Origin of the sequence: Kocuria dechangensis, from assembly GCF_014636775.1 — a bacterium.
GTDB classification, from domain to species: domain Bacteria; phylum Actinomycetota; class Actinomycetes; order Actinomycetales; family Micrococcaceae; genus Kocuria; species Kocuria dechangensis.
Window position 1 is genome coordinate 322,902 of record NZ_BMEQ01000001.1, and the last position, 16,917, is coordinate 339,818.

The window sequence follows — 16,917 nt, forward strand, 5'->3', positions numbered from 1 at the left end:
GACGCCCTGACCCCGATCTTCCTCTGGATCGCGCCCCTGGCCCTGCTGGCGAGCCTGCTGCTGTGCTTCGTCCAGGAGAAGCCTCTGGCCACGAGCATCGAGCACGATGTGATGCCCGAGGCCCTCGGCGAGGGCAACGTCCTCATCACCGCCGACGACCCGGAGCAGACCGGGCGGGCGCGGGAGGACGATGCACGAGGCGTGGCCGGCGCACCCGTCGGCGCTGCCCGGCAGCGGCGACCGAAACCGCCGCGGGGTCGCCTCCGGACGGAATCCACGAGGAATTCCGTCCGGAGGCGACCCCTCGGCGCGGCTGGGGGCCGGGGCGGCGGGTCAGGCGCCGGCGAGACCCATCCGGTCGAGGACCCAGGCGTACTCCCACGCGGTGTCCTTCCACTGCGAGTACCGCCCGGAGGCGCCGCCGTGCCCGCCGGCCATCTCGCAGCGCAGCAGCACCGGCTGCCCGGAGGTCGTGGCCTCCCGCAGCGAGGCGACCCACTTGGCGGGCTCCACGTAGAGCACCCGGGTGTCGTTGAGGCTGGTCACCGCGAGCACCGGGGGATAGGGGAGCGGGCGGACGTTCTCGTACGGGGAGTAGTCGCGCATGTACCGGTACACGTGCGGGTCCTCGATCGGGTTGCCCCACTCCTCCCACTCCAGCGCCGTCAGCGGCAGCGAGGGGTCGAGGATCGAGGTCAGCGGGTCCACGAACGGCACCGCGGCGAGCGCGCCGCAGTACTTCTCGGGGGCCAGGTTGAGCACCGCCCCCACGAGCAGCCCGCCGGCGGAGCCGCCCATCACCAGGATCCGGTGCTCGTCGACGTCGGGCCGGGCCGCCAGGTGCTCGGTGACCGCCACGTAGTCGGTGAACGTGTTCGCCTTGCGCAGCTTCTTCCCGTGCTCGTACCAGGCCCGGCCGAGCTCGCCGCCGCCGCGCACGTGGGCGACCGCCCAGATCACGCCGCGGTCCAGCAGCGACAGCCGCGACACCGAGAACGCGGGGTCGGTGCTGTGCTCGTAGGAGCCGTAGGCGTACTGCAGCACCGGGGCCGGCACGGACGGGTCGAGATCGGCCCGGCGCACCAGGGAGATCGGGATCCGGGTGCCGTCCGCGGCGGTCGCCCAGTCCCGCTCGACCGCGTAGTCGGCGGGGTCGTAGCCGCCCAGGACGGTGGCCTCGCGGCGCAGCACCGGCTGGGCGGGCAGGGCGTCGTCGTCGCCGGTGGCGCCGGAGACGAAGACGTCGTAGACCCGCGGCGGGGTGGTGAAGGACGTGTAGGAGAGCCGGACCACGGGGGCGTCGTGCTCGGCGGCCGAGACGGTCGCGGTGTAGAGCTCCTCGTCGAAGGCGGGCTCGACCGGTGCCGCGGCCGGGTCGGAGGTCAGCGCGGCGAGCGCGACCAGCCGCACCCGCAGAGTGGTGTCCGCGCGCACCGAGACCACGAGGTGGCTCGCGGTGACGGCGCAGCCGTTGACGCGCTCGGTCTCCGAGGCGGGCACGACGTCGCGCAGGGACACCTCCGCGACCGGGCGGCCGAGGTCGACCGGGTCCATGAGGGAGACGCGGGAGTTCGGGGCCTCGTGGTCGTGGGTCAGCAGGATCAGCTCCCGCCCGTCCAGCAGGAAGGGCTCGGCCTCGTAGAGCACCCGGTCGGCGCGGGAGAGGACCACGCGCGGCTCGGCGGCGGGCTCGTCGACGGGCTGGATCCGCACCTCGGAGAACTCCGAGCACGTCGCCTCCACGACGATCCAGCGGCGGTCCGCGGAGAGCCCGGCGCCCAGCCACAGCCCCGGGTCGGTCTCCTCGTGCACGACGGCGTCGTCGGCCACCGGGGTGCCCAGGACGTGGCGGCGCAGCTGGTGCGGGCGCCAGGACTCGTCGACCACGGTGTAGTACACGGCGCGGGCGTCGGGGGAGAGGAACGCCCCGTAGAAGGTGCCCGGGATCTCGTCGGGCAGCAGCTCGCCGGTGCCCAGGTCCTTGACGCGCAGGACGAAGCGCTCGTCGCCGGCCACGTCCTCGGCCCACGCGAGCAGGCTCCCGTCCTCGGCGACGTCGAAGCTGCCGAGGGAGTAGAACTCGTGCTTCTCGGACTCGGCGTTGGCGTCCAGGAGCACCTCCTCCCCGGCCATGGGCGTCCCGGGCTCGACGACGGGCGGCGTCCAGTCCGCGAGGAGGTCCCCGGTCGTGGCGGCGGGGACCCGGCAGAAGACCTGGTGCGCCCCGCCCTCGACCGTGCGGGAGAAGTACCACCAGTCCCCGCGCCGGTTGGGCACGGACAGGTCGGTCTCCTGGGTGCGGCCCTTGATCTCCCCGAAGATCGTCTCCCGCAGCCCCGCCAGGTGGGCGGTGGAGGCCTCGGCGTAGTCGTTCTCCGCGGCCAGGTGCTCCAGCACCTCCGGGGACTCCTTGTCCCGCATCCACTCGTAGGGATCGGGGAAGACGTGGCCGTGGAAGGCGCGCTCGACGGGCTGCCGGCGGATCTGCGGGGGAAGCGGAGTCATGGGGACCATCCTAGGGAACGGAGTCCGGCCGCGGCGGCAGTGCCAGAATGGCCGCATGAGCACCCCCGCCCCCCTGGACCGGCGCCCACCCTCCTTCGGCTCGACCCGCGCCGACCTGTGGGTCCAGGTCCTCCTCGTGCTCGGCGTGTCCCTGGGCGCGTCGGCCCTGTACGCGGTGCTGTCGCTGACCGAGGACCTCGCCCGCGGGCCCCTCGCCGACGCGGAGGCCACCCTCAACCCGCCGCTGAGCGCCCAGCCCGTCTTCGACCTGCTGCGCCAGCTCACCGGGATCGGCCTGGACCTCGTGCCCGTGCTGCTGGCCCTGTACCTGCTCGCCGGGTCGGCGGGGGCCCTGGGCACCGCCGCCCGGCGGATCGGGCTCGACGCCCGGATGCCGCTGCCCGACCTCGGGCTCGGGGCCGTGCTGTGCCTCGTGATGGGCCTGGGCACGCTGGGCCTCTACGGGCTCGGGCGGGCCCTCGGGGTGACCGCGGCGGTCACCACGTCCGGGCTGGACGGGCACTGGTGGACCGTCCCCGTGCTGCTGCTCTCCGCGGTCCGCCACGCCCTGGTCGAGGAGGTGGTCGTCGTGGCGTTCCTGGCCGATCGGCTGACCCGCCTGGGCTGGCGCTGGCCGGCGGTGCTGGCGGCCACGGCCCTGTTCCGCGGCAGCTACCACCTGTACCAGGGCCTCGGCCCGTTCCTCGGCAACGTGGTGATGGGCCTCGTGTTCGCCGAGCTCTACCGGCGCACCGGCCGGGTGATGCCCCTCGTCGTCGCGCACTTCCTGCTCGACGCCGTGGGGTTCCTCGGCAGCGCGTGGCTGCTCGGCTGAGGCCGGGCACGGCGCGAGGGGCGGTGCCCGGCGGGGACCCGGCGCTGGATCCCCGGCGGGCACCGCCCCTCGCGGCGGCACCGGCTCGGACGGTGATCAGATGGTGACGAGGCCGTCCGGGGTGCTGAACGTGACGGCGAGCAGCCCGGGGGTCCCGTCCGGGTAGGACCACGTGACCTCGAGGCCCTCCAGGGCGGTCTCGACCGGGGCGCCCAGCCACTCCGTCACCCGGTCGGGGGAGCCGGCGATGTGCATCCCGGCCAGGGACACGTCCGTGATCCGCGCCTGGGACGGGTGCATCTCGGGGGCGGAGTCGAAGTGCACCATGAACGGCAGCTGCGGGTCCGCGATCAGGCCCTTGACGCCGATCTGGTGCCACTCGAGGCGCCGGCCGTCGGGGAACACGCGGCCACCGGGCACGGCCTGGCGGCCCAGGCGCTTCTCGAAGGGGGCGAGGTCCTCGACCTCCACGACCCAGCCCAGCCACCCGCCGCCGGCCTCCGAGCGGGCGCGCACGGCCTGGCCGAAGGGAGCCTTCTCCGCGGCGGGGTGCTCCAACACCTCGACGACCTCCACGTACTGGTGGTTGGTCAGCGGCAGGATCATGTTGCGCGTGCCGAACCGGGGGTGCACCCCGCCCTTCACCGGTTCGATGCCCAGCTGGTCGGCGATCCGCTCCGTCGTGGCGGTGAGGCCCTCGGGGCGGCAGGCGTAGGACACATGATCGACTCTCATGGGCACATCGTGGCACCGTGTGAGTTTTGTCTCCAAATCGGTCTCGAACCCACCGGCGACCGCCGCGCCGGAGCCTGCGCCGGAGCCCGCGCCGGGACCCGGCTTGACGACGCGTTCCCCGAATCCGGACAATGATCCCCAGGTCATGAGCGCCAGCGTCCAAGCCCCAGCTAGCTGGCCGGCAACCCTCCACCGCGGTGGGGTGCCCTGGGTGAAGACCAGGCTCCTCGCGACCGGCGAGCGAGCAAGCGCGGGTCCTCGGCGCCCGGCCGTCCAGCGGCTCGCACCGCGGCAGCCGGAAACCGGACCCCTGACTCCCCGCAAGGAGCCCGAGGCATGTCCGAGTCCCCCCTTCCCGTGACGGAGCGTCCGACCCCGCAGCACCCGGCCGGCTGGTCCTTCGAGACCCAGCAGATCCACGCCGGCCAGAGCCCCGACCCCGTCACGGGCTCCCGCGCGCTGCCCATCCACCAGACGACGTCCTTCGTCTTCCCCGACGCCCAGGCCGCCGCGGACCGCTTCGCGCTCGCCGAGCTCGGACCCATCTACACCCGGATCGGCAACCCGACCACGGAGGTCGTGGAGAACCGGATCGCCGCGCTCGAGGGCGGCGTGGGCGCCCTGATGCTCAGCGCCGGGCAGTCGGCCACGACGTTCGCGGTGCTCAACGTGGCCGGGGCGGGCGACCACATCGTGGCCAGCCCCAGCCTGTACGGCGGGACCTTCAACCTCTTCAAGTTCACGCTGCCCAAGCTCGGCATCGAGACGACGTTCGTGGACGACCCCGACGACCCCGAGGCCTGGCGGCGCGCGGTGCGGCCCAACACCAAGGCCTTCTTCGCCGAGACCATCCCCAACCCGCGCAACGACGTCCTGGACATCGAGACGGTCGCCGGCATCGCCCACGACAGCGAGGTCCCGCTGATCGTCGACAACACGGTCGCGACCCCGTACCTCGTCCAGCCCTTCCGGTGGGGCGCGGACGTCGTGGTGCACTCGGCGACCAAGTTCCTCGGCGGGCACGGCACCGCCATCGGCGGCGTGATCGTCGACTCCGGGAACTTCGACTTCGGCCGCTACCCGGAGCGCTTCCCCGGCTTCAACCAGCCCGACGAGTCCTACGGCGGCCTGGTCTACGCCCAGGCCCTCGGCGCGGACGGTCCCTTCGGCGTCAACCTGTCCTACATCCTCAAGGCCCGCGTCCAGCTGCTGCGCGACCTCGGGTCCTCCATCTCCCCGTTCAACGCCTTCCTCATCGAGCAGGGCATCGAGACGCTGTCCCTGCGGATGGAGCGCCACGTGGCCAACGCCGGGAAGGTGGCCCGCTGGCTCGAGGCGCGGGAGGACGTGCGCTCCGTGTCCTGGGCGGGCCTCGAGTCCTCCCCGTGGCACGAGCGCGCCCTCAAGTACGCCCCCCGGGGCGCCGGGTCGATCGTGGGCTTCGTGCTCGACGGCGGCCGGGAGGCCGGCGCCGCCTTCGTGGACGCCCTGACGCTGCACTCCAACGTCGCCAACATCGGCGACGTGCGCTCGCTCGTGATCCACCCGGCCTCGACCACCCACAGCCAGCTCCTGCCCGAGGAGCAGCTCGCCGCGGGCGTGGAGCCCGGCTTCGTGCGCCTGTCCGTGGGCCTCGAGCACATCGACGACATCCTCGCCGACCTCGGGCAGGGCTTCGCCGCGGCCGCGGGGACGCAGGAGTGACCGTGACGCTGCTGCGCGGGACGGTCACCGGCGCCCCCGTCCGCGAGGACGGGGTGCTGCGCCACGCGCAGATCGGGACGCTGGAGCTCGAGTCGGGCCACAGCCTGCCCGAGGTGGAGATCGCCTACGAGACGTGGGGCACCCTCGCGGCCGACGGGTCCAACGCGGTGCTCGTGGAGCACGCGCTCACCGGGGACACCCACGTGGCCGCGGGCCGGGCCCGCCCCGGCGCCACCGAGGCCGAGCGGCGCGCCGCCGAGAGCGGCGGCTGGTGGGAGGGCCTCGTCGGCCCCGGCGCGGCCATCGACACCGACACGTACTTCGTGGTCTGCGCCAACATCGTGGGCGGCTGCTACGGCTCCACAGGGCCGGCGAGCCCCGCGCCGTCGAGCGTGGACCCCGAGCGCCGGCCCTGGGGGTCCCGCTTCCCCATGGTGACCATCCGCGACGGCGTGCGCGCGGAGGCGGCGCTCGCCGACCTGCTGGGCATCGAGTCGTGGCGGCTCGTGATCGGCGGGTCCATGGGCGGGGCACGGGCCCTGGAGTGGGCGGTCTCCTGCCCGGACCGGGTCCGGGCCTGCGCCGTGGTCGCGGCCTGCGCCCAGAGCAGCGCCGAGCAGATCGCCTGGGGCCAGGCCCAGAACCTCGCGATCCGCCAGGACCCCGACTTCCGGGGCGGCGACTACTACGACGGCTCCCACCCCGTGGCGGGCCTGGGCCTGGCCCGGCGGATCGCGCACATCACCTACCGCTCCGCGGCCGAGCTGCACCACCGGTTCGGGCGCACCCCGCAGGGCGACGAGGGGGTGATCGGCACCCACACGGCCGAGCGCGGGCGCTACCAGGTGGAGAGCTACCTGGACCACCAGGCGTCGAAGCTCGCCGGGCGCTTCGACGCGAACGCGTACCTGGCGGTCAACGAGGCGCTCATGTCCCACGACGTCGCCCGCGGCCGCGGCACGCTCGAGGAGGCCCTGTCGGTCGCCTCGTGCGAGTGGCTCGTGGCCGCCGTGGACTCGGACCGGCTCTACCACCCGCACGAGTCCGACGTCCTGGCCGCCGCGCTGCCGGGCTCGGTCCGGCGGCACACCCTGACGTCCCCGTCCGGGCACGACGGCTTCCTCATCGAGTCGCCGCAGCTGGGGAAGCTGCTGGTCGAGACGGTGCTGCGGGAGGCCTGAGCCCCGCCCGCCGGGCGGATGGCAGACTGGTGCCATGACCGACGCCCCCGCCACCCCCGCCACCGACACCCCCTTCGCCGTCTGGAGCAACGACGCCGACGCCCGCCCCGGCACGCCGCTGCTCGTGCTGCTGCACGGGTACGGCTCCCACGAGCGGGACCTCATGGGCCTGGCGCCCGGGCTGCCCGAGCAGTTCAGCGTCGCGTCCCTGCGCGCCCCGCAGCCGATCCAGTTCGGCTACCAGTGGTTCCCGCTCGCCGGGGACCTCAGCTTCTCCGTCGACCGGGTGGCCGAGGCCGTGGCGCCCGTGGCGGCCTGGCTGCGGGAGCGGGCCGCGGAGCACTCCAGCGTCACGCTGCTCGGCTTCTCGCAGGGCATGGCCATGGCCACCTCCCTCGCCCGGCACATGCCGGGGGAGATCGCGGCGGTGGTGGGCCTGTCCGGCTTCGTCGTGCCCGGGGAGCACCCCCTGTTCGCCGACGAGCGGCTGCGGGCGCGGCCCCTGCCGATGTTCTGGGGCCGGGACCCCCAGGACCCGGTGATCCCGCCCGCCCTCGTGGACTCGACCGCCGAGTGGGCGCTCGAGCACGCCGACGTCATGAAGGTCCAGTACACCGGGGTGGGCCACGGCATCAGCCCCCAGGAGATCGGCCACGTCCACGAGTACCTGAGCCACGTGGTGCTCGGGGCCTGACGCCCCCGGCGGCGCCGGGGCTCAGTCCGCCGCGGTGATCCGCACGGAGGAGCCCCTGGCGGTGACCACGTCCCCGGGGTGCAGCTGGCGGCCGCGCCGGGTCTCGACCTCCCCGTTGACCTGCACCCGGCCGTCCTCCACGAGCGTCCTGGCCTGGGCGCCGTCCTCGGCAAGGTTCGCGAGCTTGAGGGCCTGGCCGAGGCGGATCATCCCGTCCCGGATCGGGAGGTCGTCGTCGGCACCGTGCTGCTGGGAGGTCGTCATGGGCCCATTGTCCCAGGTGCCGGCGCCGGCCGGTGCCCCCGTCGTCGGGCGCCCCGCTATCCTGGGCCCGTGACCACCGCCCAGGGCGCCGGCGCCGCCCGCACCCGCGGCCTGCGCCGGACCGTGCTGGCGGTGGCGGGGCTGAACCTCGCGTACTTCTTCGTGGAGATCGGGGTCGCCCTGGCCATCGGCTCGGTCTCCCTGTTCGCGGACTCCGTGGACTTCCTCGAGGACACGGCCGTCAACCTGCTCATCTTCCTGGCGCTGGGCTGGAGCCTGCACGCCCGGGCGGTCGCGGGCAGGGTCATGGCGGTGATCATCCTCGTGCCGGCCCTCGCCGCCGCGTGGCAGGCGTTCGCGAAGTTCTCGGACCCGGCCGCGCCGGACCCGGTCTCCCTGGTCGTCACGGCGGGCGGTGCCGTCGCCGTCAACCTGGTCTGCACCCTGCTGCTGCTGCGCGTGCGGGAACACGCCGGGTCCATGACCACCGCGGCGTTCCTCGCGGCCCGCAACGACGTCATCGTCAACGCGGCGATCATCGTGATGGGCATCGTCACGGCCCTGTCCGGATCGGGCTGGCCGGACCTCGTGCTGGGGGTCCTCATCGTGGTGCTCAACGTCGGGGCCGCCCGGGAGGTCTGGGAGGCCGCAGGGGAGGAGCGGCTGGCGGCCCGGGCGCTCACGGGGGAGGAGCCCCGCTGACCCGTGCCGGTCGGCGGACCCGGCGGGAATTGGCTACGCTGGGGCCAGGACGTCGTTCGCGGCGTCCTCGTTCGTGACGGCCGACGGCCGCACCCCTCGGCGGCCACCCCCGCCGAGCCACGCAACCCACCACGCGCGTCCGCAGCCGGCGGTCGGGCGAGAACCTGGAGTGAACGCACATGGCCCCCAAATCCACGTTGGACAACGTCATCTCGCTGGCCAAGCGCCGCGGCTTCGTGTTCCAGGCGGGTGAGATCTACGGCGGTTCCCGCTCCGCCTGGGACTACGGGCCCCTGGGCGCGGAGCTCAAGGAGAACATCAAGCACGAGTGGTGGCAGACCTTCGTGCGCGGCCGCGAGGACATGGTGGGCCTGGACTCCTCGATCATCCTGCCGAAGGCCGTGTGGGAGGCCTCCGGCCACGTGGCGACCTTCACCGACCCGCTCGTCGAGTGCCTCTCCTGCCACCGGCGCGCCCGCCAGGACCACCTGATCGAGGCGTTCGAGGAGAAGAAGGGCCGCGCCCCGGAGAACGGCATGACCGAGATCGCGTGCCCCAACTGCGGCACCAAGGGCCAGTGGACCGAGCCCCAGCAGTTCTCCGGCCTGATGAAGACGTTCCTCGGGCCCGTCGACAACGAGGAGGGCCTGCACTACCTGCGGCCCGAGACGGCGCAGGGCATCTTCGTGAACTTCAACAACGTGGTCACGACCTCCCGCAAGAAGCCCCCGTTCGGCATCGGCCAGATCGGCAAGGCCTTCCGCAACGAGATCACCCCCGGCAACTTCATCTTCCGCACCCGCGAGTTCGAGCAGATGGAGATCGAGTACTTCACGCACCCGTCCGAGGCCCAGCGCTGGTTCGACGAGTGGGTCGAGGCGTGCTGGGACTGGTTCACGGACCTCGGCATCGACCCCGGCCACATGCGCCGCTACGACGTGCCGAAGGAGGACCGCGCGCACTACTCCGCCGGCACCATCGACATCGAGTACAAGTTCGGCTTCCAGGGCAACCCCTGGGGCGAGCTGATGGGCGTGGCCAACCGCACCGACTACGACCTCGGCGTGCACAACGAGCACTCCAACGCGGACCTGAGCTACTTCGACCAGCAGACCAACGAGCGCTACGTCCCGTACGTGATCGAGCCCTCGTTCGGCCTGACCCGGTCGATGATGGCCTTCCTCGTGGACGCGTACACCGAGGACGAGGCGCCCAACGCCAAGGGCGGCGTGGACAAGCGCACCGTCCTCAAGCTGGACCCGCGCCTGGCCCCCGTCAAGGCCGCGGTGCTGCCGCTGTCCCGCAACGAGGACCTCTCGCCCAAGGCGCGGGACCTCGGCGCGGAGCTGCGCAAGAACTGGAACATCGACTTCGACGACTCCGGGGCGATCGGCCGCCGCTACCGCCGCCAGGACGAGATCGGCACCCCGTTCTGCATCACCGTGGACTTCGACACCCTCGAGGACCAGGCCGTCACCATCCGGGAGCGGGACGCCATGACCCAGGAGCGCGTGGCCCTCGACCAGGTGAAGTCCTACCTCGCCGGGAAGCTCGCCCGCTGATGAGCGGCAGCCCCGTCATCCGTCCCTGGCGGGAGGGCGACGACCTGCGCCTGCTCGAGGTGTGGCCGGACCCCGAGACCCCGCAGGCGGCCGCCTTCCGTGCCGCCCTGAAGCCCGACGACGACGCCCCGTGGTCCCGCACGCTCGTGGCCGAGGACTCCGGCGTGCCGATCGCCGCCGGCACGGTCTACGAGTCGCCGCTGCACCCGCGGCGGCTGTGGGCGTGGGTCGAGGTGGCCCCCGACCGCCGCGGCGAGGGCGTGGGCCGCGCGCTGCTGGAGCGGCTCCGGGCCGAGGCGGCGTCCGCGCCGTGGGGCGTGCGGGCCCTGCGGACCAAGGCGGCACCGGGCTCGGCGGGGGAGCGGTTCGCGCTCGCCGCCGGGCTCGCCCCGGTCCAGGTCTCCCGCGTGGTGCGCGTCGAGCCGGGGGCGCTGCCCCTGCAGCCGCTGCGGGAGCACGCCGACGGCACGCCCGCGCAGACGGTCGAGGACCTGGCCACCGGCTCGGTGGAGCTCACCCGGGTCCTGTGGGAGTTCTACCGCTCCGTGCACGCGTGGGACGAGCCGGCGGAGCTGTCCGTGGGACGGGTCAACCAGCTGTTCCTCTCCGACGCCGCGCACGCCTACGGTGCGCTGGTGCTGCGCAACGGGGTCGGGGCGGGGGAGCGGGGCCGGATCTCCGCCTTCGCCGTCAGCTACCGCCCGGTCGAGCTCGACGCGGACCCCTCGGCGGCCCGGCCGGATTCGGCCGACGCCCCGGCGACCGTGCTGCTGGGCTGGGCGCCCGGCGACGCCGAGGCCGGAGCCTCGCTCGAGCAGCTGCTGGCGCTGCTGGTCCACGAGCGCCCCGTGCAGTTCCAGGTGGACGGGTCCATGGAGCCGCTGACCGCCGTCGTGGAGAACCTCCTGGCGGCAGGGGTGGCCTCCGTGGTGGAGACCTCCGTCGTCCTCGCGGAGCCCGCCGTGCCGTGACGGACCCCGGCACGGGCAGGGCAGGGAAAGGACACGGGAAGGGCCCCGGCACACGAGGTGCCGGGGCCCTTCCCGTGACCCGTCCCAGGAGGGGACCGGACAGCCGTGCTCAGCGGGTCGTGCTGCTCAGCGTGGCGTCCTCGGAGGACTCCACCGGCGCGGTGTACTGCTGCTCGCCGTAGAGCCAGTCGGTGTACTCCCAGATGCCGTGCCGGTCCGCGGACTTCCACAGCATGTTGCGCACGGTCCGCTCGACCGGGCCGGTGAGGTGCCAGGACTCGCCCCACACCCGCGCCGTCGTCTGGATCCGCGCCGTGCGGGGCTGGCGGACGGCGTTGTACTCCCGGAACACGGCGTTCCACTGGGAGGCGTCGTGGTTGTCCCGGTCCGCGAACACGGACTTCGCGGAGATCGCCTCGAGCGCGGCAGCGTCCTCGAGGGCCTGGCAGGCGCCCTGGGCGAGGTACTGCAGCATCGGGTGCGCGGCGTCGCCGGCCAGGGCGACGTTGCCGTCCACCCAGTTCTCGATCGGCACGCGGTCGAACATGGGCCAGCGCTGCACGTGGCTGAGGTTGTCGAGCGCCGCCTGCACCTCCGGCACGCAGTCCTTGTAGGCCTCGCGCAGCTCGGCGTCGCCCTCGTAGACGAGCTGGCCGGCGGCGAAGGACTTGGAGCGGTAGACGGCCACGGTGTTGAAGAGATCGCCCTGGCGCAGCGGGTACTGCACGAGGTGGCACTCCGGGCCCATCCACACGACGACGGCCTCCATGTCACCGGCGTGCTTGATCTGCGAGATCGGCAGCGCGCCGCGGTAGGCCACGTACTCCGAGCCCACGGGCTCGTCGTCGGAGAGCTGGGCGCGGATCACGGACTTGATCCCGTCCGCGGCCACGATCGCGTCGGCCTCGAAGACCCGGCCGTCGGCCGCGGTCGCCCGGGCGGTGGTCCGGCCGTCCGCCTCGACGTTCTCGGTCTTCGCCACGCGGACGTCGTTGTGCAGGATCACGCCCAGCTTCTGGCACTCCTCCATGAGGAGACGGTGCAGGTCCGAGCGGTGGGCCACGATGTAGGGGGCGCCGTAGCGCTCGTAGTACTCGCCGGTGACGTCCTCCCGCAGCAGCTCCTCGCCGGTGAGTGCGTCCCGGAAGACGATGTAGCGGGGGGCCACGCCGGTCTCGATGGCCTTGTCGAGCACCCCCCACTCGCGCAGCAGGCGGGTGGCGTTCGGGGACATCTGCAGGCCGGCGCCGACCTCCCCGAACTCCGGGGCCTGCTCCACGAGCTCGACCTCCGCGCCGAGCCGGCGCAGGGCGAGGGCGTTGCCGAAGCCGCCGATGCCGCCTCCGATGACGAGGACCTTGGTGGGCTGTGCCATGGTGATGGTTCCTTTCGAGCTGTGATGGACGATGTCAGGCTGCCGGCTGCGGCTGTGCGGGCCGGGGCACCTGGCGGGCCTTCTTGATGACGGGCAGGAGGGCGAACTGCAGGACCGTGGAGACGGCCGCCGCGCCGGCGAAGAGCATGAACACGGGGTACACGCCGTCGGCGGGGTCGGCGAAGCCGCCCAGCACGAGCCCCGCCGTCTGCGGGGCGAGGACGGCGCCGATGCGCCCCACGCCCAGGGCCCAGCCGAGGGCGGTGCCGCGGAGGCTGTCCGGGTAGTACAGGGTGATCGCGCCGATGATCAGCGACTGCGTGCCGTGCGTGCCGACGCCGGCGAGCACGAGCATCAGGTAGATCAGCCAGACGGGGTCGTCGCCGACGACCATGATCACCAGCAGCCCGCCGGCCGCGGCGCCCGCGGCGACAGCGCCCGTGAGCACCGGGCCGAACCTGTCGCCGGCCCAGGCCGTGAGCACGGAGCCCAGCACCGCGCCGAGGTTGAGGACGAGCGCGAAGGTCAGGGCCCCGCCGAGCTGCGCCCCCTGCAGCCGCATGAGGTTCGGGAGCTCGGTGCCGAGGCCGTACCAGGCGAAGAGGGTGGCGAGGGTGGCGACGGCGAACAGGATGCTCATGGTCAGGTAGGGCGGGCGCAGCAGGGACCCGAAGCCGGGCCGGTGCACCTCCGCGGCGGCGGCCGCGGCCCGCTGCTCCCGGCTGGGGTCGGCGGGGATCACCTTCAGGGCGACGGGCACCAGCACGACCAGGGCCAGGACGGGGAACACGAACATCCACCGCCAGCCGTCCCAGCCGAACCAGTCCGCCGGGATGACGGGGATGCCGGTCAGAGCGGCGAGCGAGCCGCCGATCGGCACCCCGGACATCATGAGCGTGGCCATGGCCGAGCGCCACCGCGGGGGGATGAAGTCGGCGGCCAGGGCGTTGGCCGAGGGGACGAGACCGCCCAGGCCGAGCCCCGCCACGAGGCGCAGCAGCGCGAAGACCCACTCGTTGGGGGCCACGGCGCACGCGACGGTCGCCAGCGAGAAGACGACCGTGCACCAGACCACCGTCTTCTTCCGGCCCAGGCCGTCGGAGAGCCGGCCTGCGAAGACCGCCCCGATCATCATGCCGAGGAACGCCGAGGAGCCCACCGTGCCGGCGGTCGCCTGGGACATGCCCCACTCCTCCATGAGGGAGGGCTTGACGGTGCCGAAGACGATGAGGTCGTAGCCGTCGAAGACGATCAGCAGCCAGCAGACGAGGACGGCGATCCAGCGGGCGCCCCGGCCCACCGGGGCGGGCGGCGTGACGCCGGTGAGGGCCGTTGCGGACATCGGGACTCCCTTTCGAGGGTGATGCGCGCCACCCCAGTGCGGCGCGTCACACCAGCATGTGCCCGCACCCCCGCAGTTCCGAAAATATTTCTGCTCCGTGGAACAGAAAATGTGCTGTGGATCGCTATCGGGGTTCGCACGAGCACCTAGACTGAGCCCGTGCAGAACCAGGACCTGGAGCGGAAGCCGGCCTACTCCCTGCAGTCCGTGGACAACGTGCTGCGGCTGCTCCAGATGCTGCGCGACTCCGGCGGCGTGCGGCTCAAGGACGTGGCGCAGGAGCTGGGGGTCGCCCCCTCCACCGCCCACCGGCTGCTGTCGATGCTCGTCTACCGCGGCTTCGCGGTCCAGGACGACTCCCGCCGCTACCTGGCCGGGCCCGGCCTCGGCGTCTCGGTGCCCGAGACGGGGTCGCACAGCCGGCTGCGCGCCCTCGTCCAGCCCTACCTGGAGCTGCTCAGCGAGCGCACCCACGAGACCACCAACCTCATGGTCCGGGTCGGCACCACCGTCCGCTTCCTCAGCTCCGTGGAGGGCGCGGGACTGCTGAAGGTGGGGGACCGCAGGGGCGCCGTCCTCCCCGCCGCGGCCACCTCCGCGGGCAAGATCCTGCTCTCCTACCTCTCCGAGGAGGACCTGGTGCGGCTCTACCGCACGAGCTCGGCCCGCACCGTGGGGGAGTACCTCGACGAGGCCGACTTCAGGTCCTTCGTCCGGTCCCTGGCCATGATCCGGTCGGTGGGCCTGGCCTTCAACCGGGAGGAGGCGGAGCGCGGGGTCTCCGCCGTCGCCTGCGCCGTGCGTGACCCGCAGGGCCGCGCGCTTGCGGCGCTGTCGGTGTCCGTGCCCGCGCAGCGGGGCGCCGTGATCGAGGACCCGTCGGTGGTCCGGGCGCTGCGGGAGGTGTGCCGGGAGATCGAGGGGGAGATCGCGGCGGAGCTGGAGTCCGGGGAGCCCCGGCGGGACGGCCGCTGACGTCGACCCAGAGTTTCCACCCAACAGAATTTTTTGCAGGTCTCCCGGGTGCGTCAACTAGCGTGGCCGTAACGCACGTCACAGTGCAGTGTGGCCCACCCCGCGATCCGCGAGTACCGAGGAGCTCACCATGAGTCACGACAACCAGATGACCGCCCCCGCCCCCACGCCGGAGGAGCAGGTCCAGCTCGACGCCCTCTACAAGGACTTCGACGCGGGCCACATGGTCCCGCTGTGGACGGAGATCGGCAACCTCATGCCGGAGGCCCCGCAGTCCGCGGCCGTGCCGTTCGTGTGGGAGTGGAAGAACCTGCTGCCCCTCGCCGAGCGGGCGGGCGACCTCGTGCCCGTGGGCCGCGGCGGTGAGCGCCGCGCCATCGCGCTGGCCAACCCGGGCCTGGGCGGGCGGCCGTACGCCACCCCCACCCTGTGGTGCGCCATCCAGTACCTCGGCGGCCACGAGGTGGCGCCCGAGCACCGGCATTCCCAGAACGCCTTCCGCTTCGTGGTCGAGGGCGAGGGCGTGTGGACCGTGGTCAACGGCGACCCGGTGCGCATGTCCCGCGGCGACTTCCTGCTCACCCCGGGCTGGAACTTCCACGGCCACCACAACGAGCTCGACCAGCCCATGGCGTGGATCGACGGCCTCGACATCCCGTTCGTGCACTACACGGACACCGCGTTCTTCGAGTTCGGCATCGACCGGGTGACGGACGAGTCCACCCCCGAGTTCTCCCGCGGCGAGCGGCTGTGGTGCCACCCGGGCCTGCGCCCGCTGTCGGGCCTGCAGAACACCGTGTCCTCCCCGATCGGGGCCTACCGCTGGGAGCACACCGACCGTGCGCTCTCCGAGCAGCTGCGGATCGAGGACGAGGGCTACCCGGCCACCGTCGAGCAGGGCCACGCCGCCGTGCGCTACGTCAACCCCACCACCGGCGGGGACGTCATGCCCACGATCCGGGCCGAGTTCCACCGGTTCCGTCCCGGCGCCGAGACCCGCACCACCCGCGAGGTCGGCTCGAGCGTCTACCAGGTCTTCGAGGGCCGCGGCCAGTTCGTCCTGGACGGCGAGGTCCGTAAGGTCGAGAAGGGCGACCTCGTGGTCGTCCCGTCCTGGACCGCCTGGCAGATCCAGGCCGAGACCGGGTTCGACCTGTTCAAGTTCGGCGATCAGCCGATCGTCGAGAAGCTGAACTTCAACCGCACGTTCGTCGAAGGAGAAGAGAAGTAGATGAAGCTCGCAACCCTGCGTTCCAACGGGGCCACCACGGCCGCCCGCCTCGACGGTGAGGTCTTCACCGAGATCGAGGGCTACGCCGACCTCGGCGCCCTGCTGGCGGAGCAGAACTGGCAGCAGATCGCCAAGGACGCCTCCGGTCCCCAGCACCCGGCCTCCGGCGCGGAGCTCGAGACGATCGTCGTCGACCCCGGCAAGGTCCTGTGCGTGGGCCTCAACTACAAGAGCCACATCCAGGAGATGGGCCGCGACCTCCCGAACTACCCCACGATCTTCGCCAAGTTCACCGAGACCCTGACGGGCCCGAACGACGACATCGAGGCCGTGGCCGAGGACCCGCAGCTGGACTGGGAGGGCGAGCTCGTCGTCGTCGTCGGCAAGCGCGCGTACAAGGTGCCCGAGGAGGAGGCCGGCCAGTACATCGCCGGCTACGCCGCCGCCAACGACATCTCGATGCGCGAGTGGCAGTTCCGCACCAAGGAGTGGCTGCAGGGCAAGATCTGGGCCAGGTCCACCCCGGTGGGCCCCGTCATGGTCACCGCCGACGAGTTCGACCCCAAGCAGGCCACCCTGCACACGCGGGTCAACGGCGAGACCATGCAGGAGCACTCGATCGGGGACCTGCTGTTCACCCCCGAGCACCTCGTCTCCTACTTCTCCACGATGCTGCCCCTGAACCCGGGGGACATCATCCTCACCGGCACCCCCGGCGGCGTGGGCCGGGCCCGCAACCCGCAGGTGTTCCTGAAGTCCGGCGACGTGGTCGAGGTCGAGATCGACGGTCTGGGTGTGCTCACCAACAAGATCGTCGACCCCGCCCAGCACCGGTAAGGGA

The 16,917-nt window shown here is 72.7% G+C and carries 15 protein-coding genes and 1 riboswitch; of the genes, 10 read left to right on the forward strand and 5 right to left on the reverse strand.

The annotated features are described in order from the left end of the window. Positions 1-333 precede the first annotated feature (333 nt). Positions 334-2,505, reverse strand: coding sequence for a S9 family peptidase (locus tag IEW07_RS01385; protein WP_188534027.1), 2,172 nt, complete (start codon positions 2,503-2,505; stop codon positions 334-336). A 55-nt stretch (positions 2,506-2,560) separates the two neighbouring features. On the opposite strand from IEW07_RS01385, the gene IEW07_RS01390 reads away from it, so the two are divergent. Then, on the forward strand, positions 2,561-3,340 hold the full coding sequence (locus tag IEW07_RS01390; protein ID WP_188534028.1) for a CPBP family intramembrane glutamic endopeptidase: 780 nt from the start codon (positions 2,561-2,563) through the stop codon (positions 3,338-3,340). 96 nt (positions 3,341-3,436) lie between these two features. Here IEW07_RS01390 and IEW07_RS01395 read toward each other — a convergent pair whose 3' ends face one another. Further along, positions 3,437-4,075: a VOC family protein gene (locus tag IEW07_RS01395; protein WP_188534029.1), complete on the reverse strand. Its 639-nt coding sequence runs from the start codon at positions 4,073-4,075 to the stop codon at positions 3,437-3,439. Positions 4,076-4,216: 141 nt separating this feature from the next. Beyond that, a riboswitch (SAM riboswitch) is annotated at positions 4,217-4,332 on the forward strand. A 79-nt stretch (positions 4,333-4,411) separates the two neighbouring features. Here IEW07_RS01395 and IEW07_RS01400 point away from each other — a divergent pair. Genes IEW07_RS01400 through IEW07_RS01410 form a run of 3 tightly spaced genes read left to right on the forward strand, consistent with a single transcriptional unit; the run spans position 4,412 to position 7,654 of the window. After that, positions 4,412-5,779, forward strand: coding sequence for a bifunctional o-acetylhomoserine/o-acetylserine sulfhydrylase (locus IEW07_RS01400; protein ID WP_188534030.1), 1,368 nt, complete (start codon positions 4,412-4,414; stop codon positions 5,777-5,779). Then, positions 5,776-6,960, forward strand: coding sequence for a homoserine O-acetyltransferase MetX (metX, locus tag IEW07_RS01405; protein WP_188534031.1), 1,185 nt, complete (start codon positions 5,776-5,778; stop codon positions 6,958-6,960). Before IEW07_RS01400 ends, metX begins: the two co-directional genes overlap by 4 nt. Positions 6,961-6,994: 34 nt before the next feature. Further along, the gene (locus IEW07_RS01410; protein ID WP_188534032.1) at positions 6,995-7,654 is read left to right on the forward strand and encodes an alpha/beta hydrolase; all 660 of its coding nucleotides are present in this window, start codon (positions 6,995-6,997) and stop codon (positions 7,652-7,654) included. A 21-nt stretch (positions 7,655-7,675) separates the two neighbouring features. Here the strand turns inward: IEW07_RS01410 and IEW07_RS01415 are convergent, their stop codons facing one another. Further along, a complete protein-coding gene (locus tag IEW07_RS01415) occupies positions 7,676-7,918 on the reverse strand; it encodes an RNA-binding S4 domain-containing protein (RefSeq protein ID WP_188534033.1) in 243 nt (80 codons plus the stop codon). A 69-nt stretch (positions 7,919-7,987) separates the two neighbouring features. On the opposite strand from IEW07_RS01415, the gene IEW07_RS01420 reads away from it, so the two are divergent. The 3 genes from IEW07_RS01420 (at position 7,988) to IEW07_RS01430 (ending at position 11,153) form a co-directional block, all read left to right on the forward strand. Beyond that, complete coding sequence (locus IEW07_RS01420) at positions 7,988-8,620, forward strand: cation efflux transmembrane domain-containing protein (protein ID WP_188534034.1); 633 nt, start codon at positions 7,988-7,990, stop codon at positions 8,618-8,620. 179 nt (positions 8,621-8,799) lie between these two features. Then, a complete protein-coding gene (locus tag IEW07_RS01425; protein ID WP_188534035.1) occupies positions 8,800-10,182 on the forward strand; it encodes a glycine--tRNA ligase in 1,383 nt (460 codons plus the stop codon). Further along, a complete protein-coding gene (locus tag IEW07_RS01430; RefSeq protein ID WP_188534036.1) occupies positions 10,182-11,153 on the forward strand; it encodes a GNAT family N-acetyltransferase in 972 nt (323 codons plus the stop codon). Before IEW07_RS01425 ends, IEW07_RS01430 begins: the two co-directional genes overlap by 1 nt. A gap of 109 nt (positions 11,154-11,262) precedes the next feature. On the opposite strand, the gene IEW07_RS01435 is transcribed toward IEW07_RS01430, so the two are convergent. Further along, positions 11,263-12,528, reverse strand: a complete 1,266-nt coding sequence (locus IEW07_RS01435; RefSeq protein ID WP_188534037.1) for an FAD-dependent monooxygenase — start codon at positions 12,526-12,528, stop codon at positions 11,263-11,265. Between the two features lie 34 nt (positions 12,529-12,562). Next, positions 12,563-13,870: an MFS transporter gene (locus IEW07_RS01440; protein ID WP_229741482.1), complete on the reverse strand. Its 1,308-nt coding sequence runs from the start codon at positions 13,868-13,870 to the stop codon at positions 12,563-12,565. A 159-nt stretch (positions 13,871-14,029) separates the two neighbouring features. Between IEW07_RS01440 and IEW07_RS01445 the strand changes: the two genes are divergently transcribed. The 3 genes from IEW07_RS01445 (at position 14,030) to IEW07_RS01455 (ending at position 16,913) form a co-directional block, all read left to right on the forward strand. Beyond that, the gene (locus tag IEW07_RS01445) at positions 14,030-14,845 is read left to right on the forward strand and encodes an IclR family transcriptional regulator (RefSeq protein ID WP_229741483.1); all 816 of its coding nucleotides are present in this window, start codon (positions 14,030-14,032) and stop codon (positions 14,843-14,845) included. A gap of 130 nt (positions 14,846-14,975) precedes the next feature. Then, complete coding sequence (locus IEW07_RS01450; RefSeq protein ID WP_188534038.1) at positions 14,976-16,076, forward strand: cupin domain-containing protein; 1,101 nt, start codon at positions 14,976-14,978, stop codon at positions 16,074-16,076. Then, positions 16,077-16,913, forward strand: coding sequence for a fumarylacetoacetate hydrolase family protein (locus IEW07_RS01455; protein WP_188534039.1), 837 nt, complete (start codon positions 16,077-16,079; stop codon positions 16,911-16,913). Positions 16,914-16,917: the final 4 nt, after the last annotated feature.

Bases quoted from the DNA above. Each gene is read 5' to 3' on its own strand.
- IEW07_RS01385 (WP_188534027.1), bottom strand. From the start codon at position 2,505: ATGACTCCGCTTCCCCCGCAGATCCGCCGGCAGCCCGTCGAGCGCGCC.
- IEW07_RS01390 (WP_188534028.1), top strand. From the start codon at position 2,561: ATGAGCACCCCCGCCCCCCTGGACCGGCGCCCACCCTCCTTCGGCTCG.
- IEW07_RS01395 (WP_188534029.1), bottom strand. From the start codon at position 4,075: ATGAGAGTCGATCATGTGTCCTACGCCTGCCGCCCCGAGGGCCTCACC.
- IEW07_RS01400 (WP_188534030.1), top strand. From the start codon at position 4,412: ATGTCCGAGTCCCCCCTTCCCGTGACGGAGCGTCCGACCCCGCAGCAC.
- IEW07_RS01410 (WP_188534032.1), top strand. From the start codon at position 6,995: ATGACCGACGCCCCCGCCACCCCCGCCACCGACACCCCCTTCGCCGTC.
- IEW07_RS01415 (WP_188534033.1), bottom strand. From the start codon at position 7,918: ATGACGACCTCCCAGCAGCACGGTGCCGACGACGACCTCCCGATCCGG.
- IEW07_RS01425 (WP_188534035.1), top strand. From the start codon at position 8,800: ATGGCCCCCAAATCCACGTTGGACAACGTCATCTCGCTGGCCAAGCGC.
- IEW07_RS01430 (WP_188534036.1), top strand. From the start codon at position 10,182: ATGAGCGGCAGCCCCGTCATCCGTCCCTGGCGGGAGGGCGACGACCTG.
- IEW07_RS01435 (WP_188534037.1), bottom strand. From the start codon at position 12,528: ATGGCACAGCCCACCAAGGTCCTCGTCATCGGAGGCGGCATCGGCGGC.
- IEW07_RS01440 (WP_229741482.1), bottom strand. From the start codon at position 13,870: ATGTCCGCAACGGCCCTCACCGGCGTCACGCCGCCCGCCCCGGTGGGC.
- IEW07_RS01450 (WP_188534038.1), top strand. From the start codon at position 14,976: ATGAGTCACGACAACCAGATGACCGCCCCCGCCCCCACGCCGGAGGAG.
- IEW07_RS01455 (WP_188534039.1), top strand. From the start codon at position 16,077: ATGAAGCTCGCAACCCTGCGTTCCAACGGGGCCACCACGGCCGCCCGC.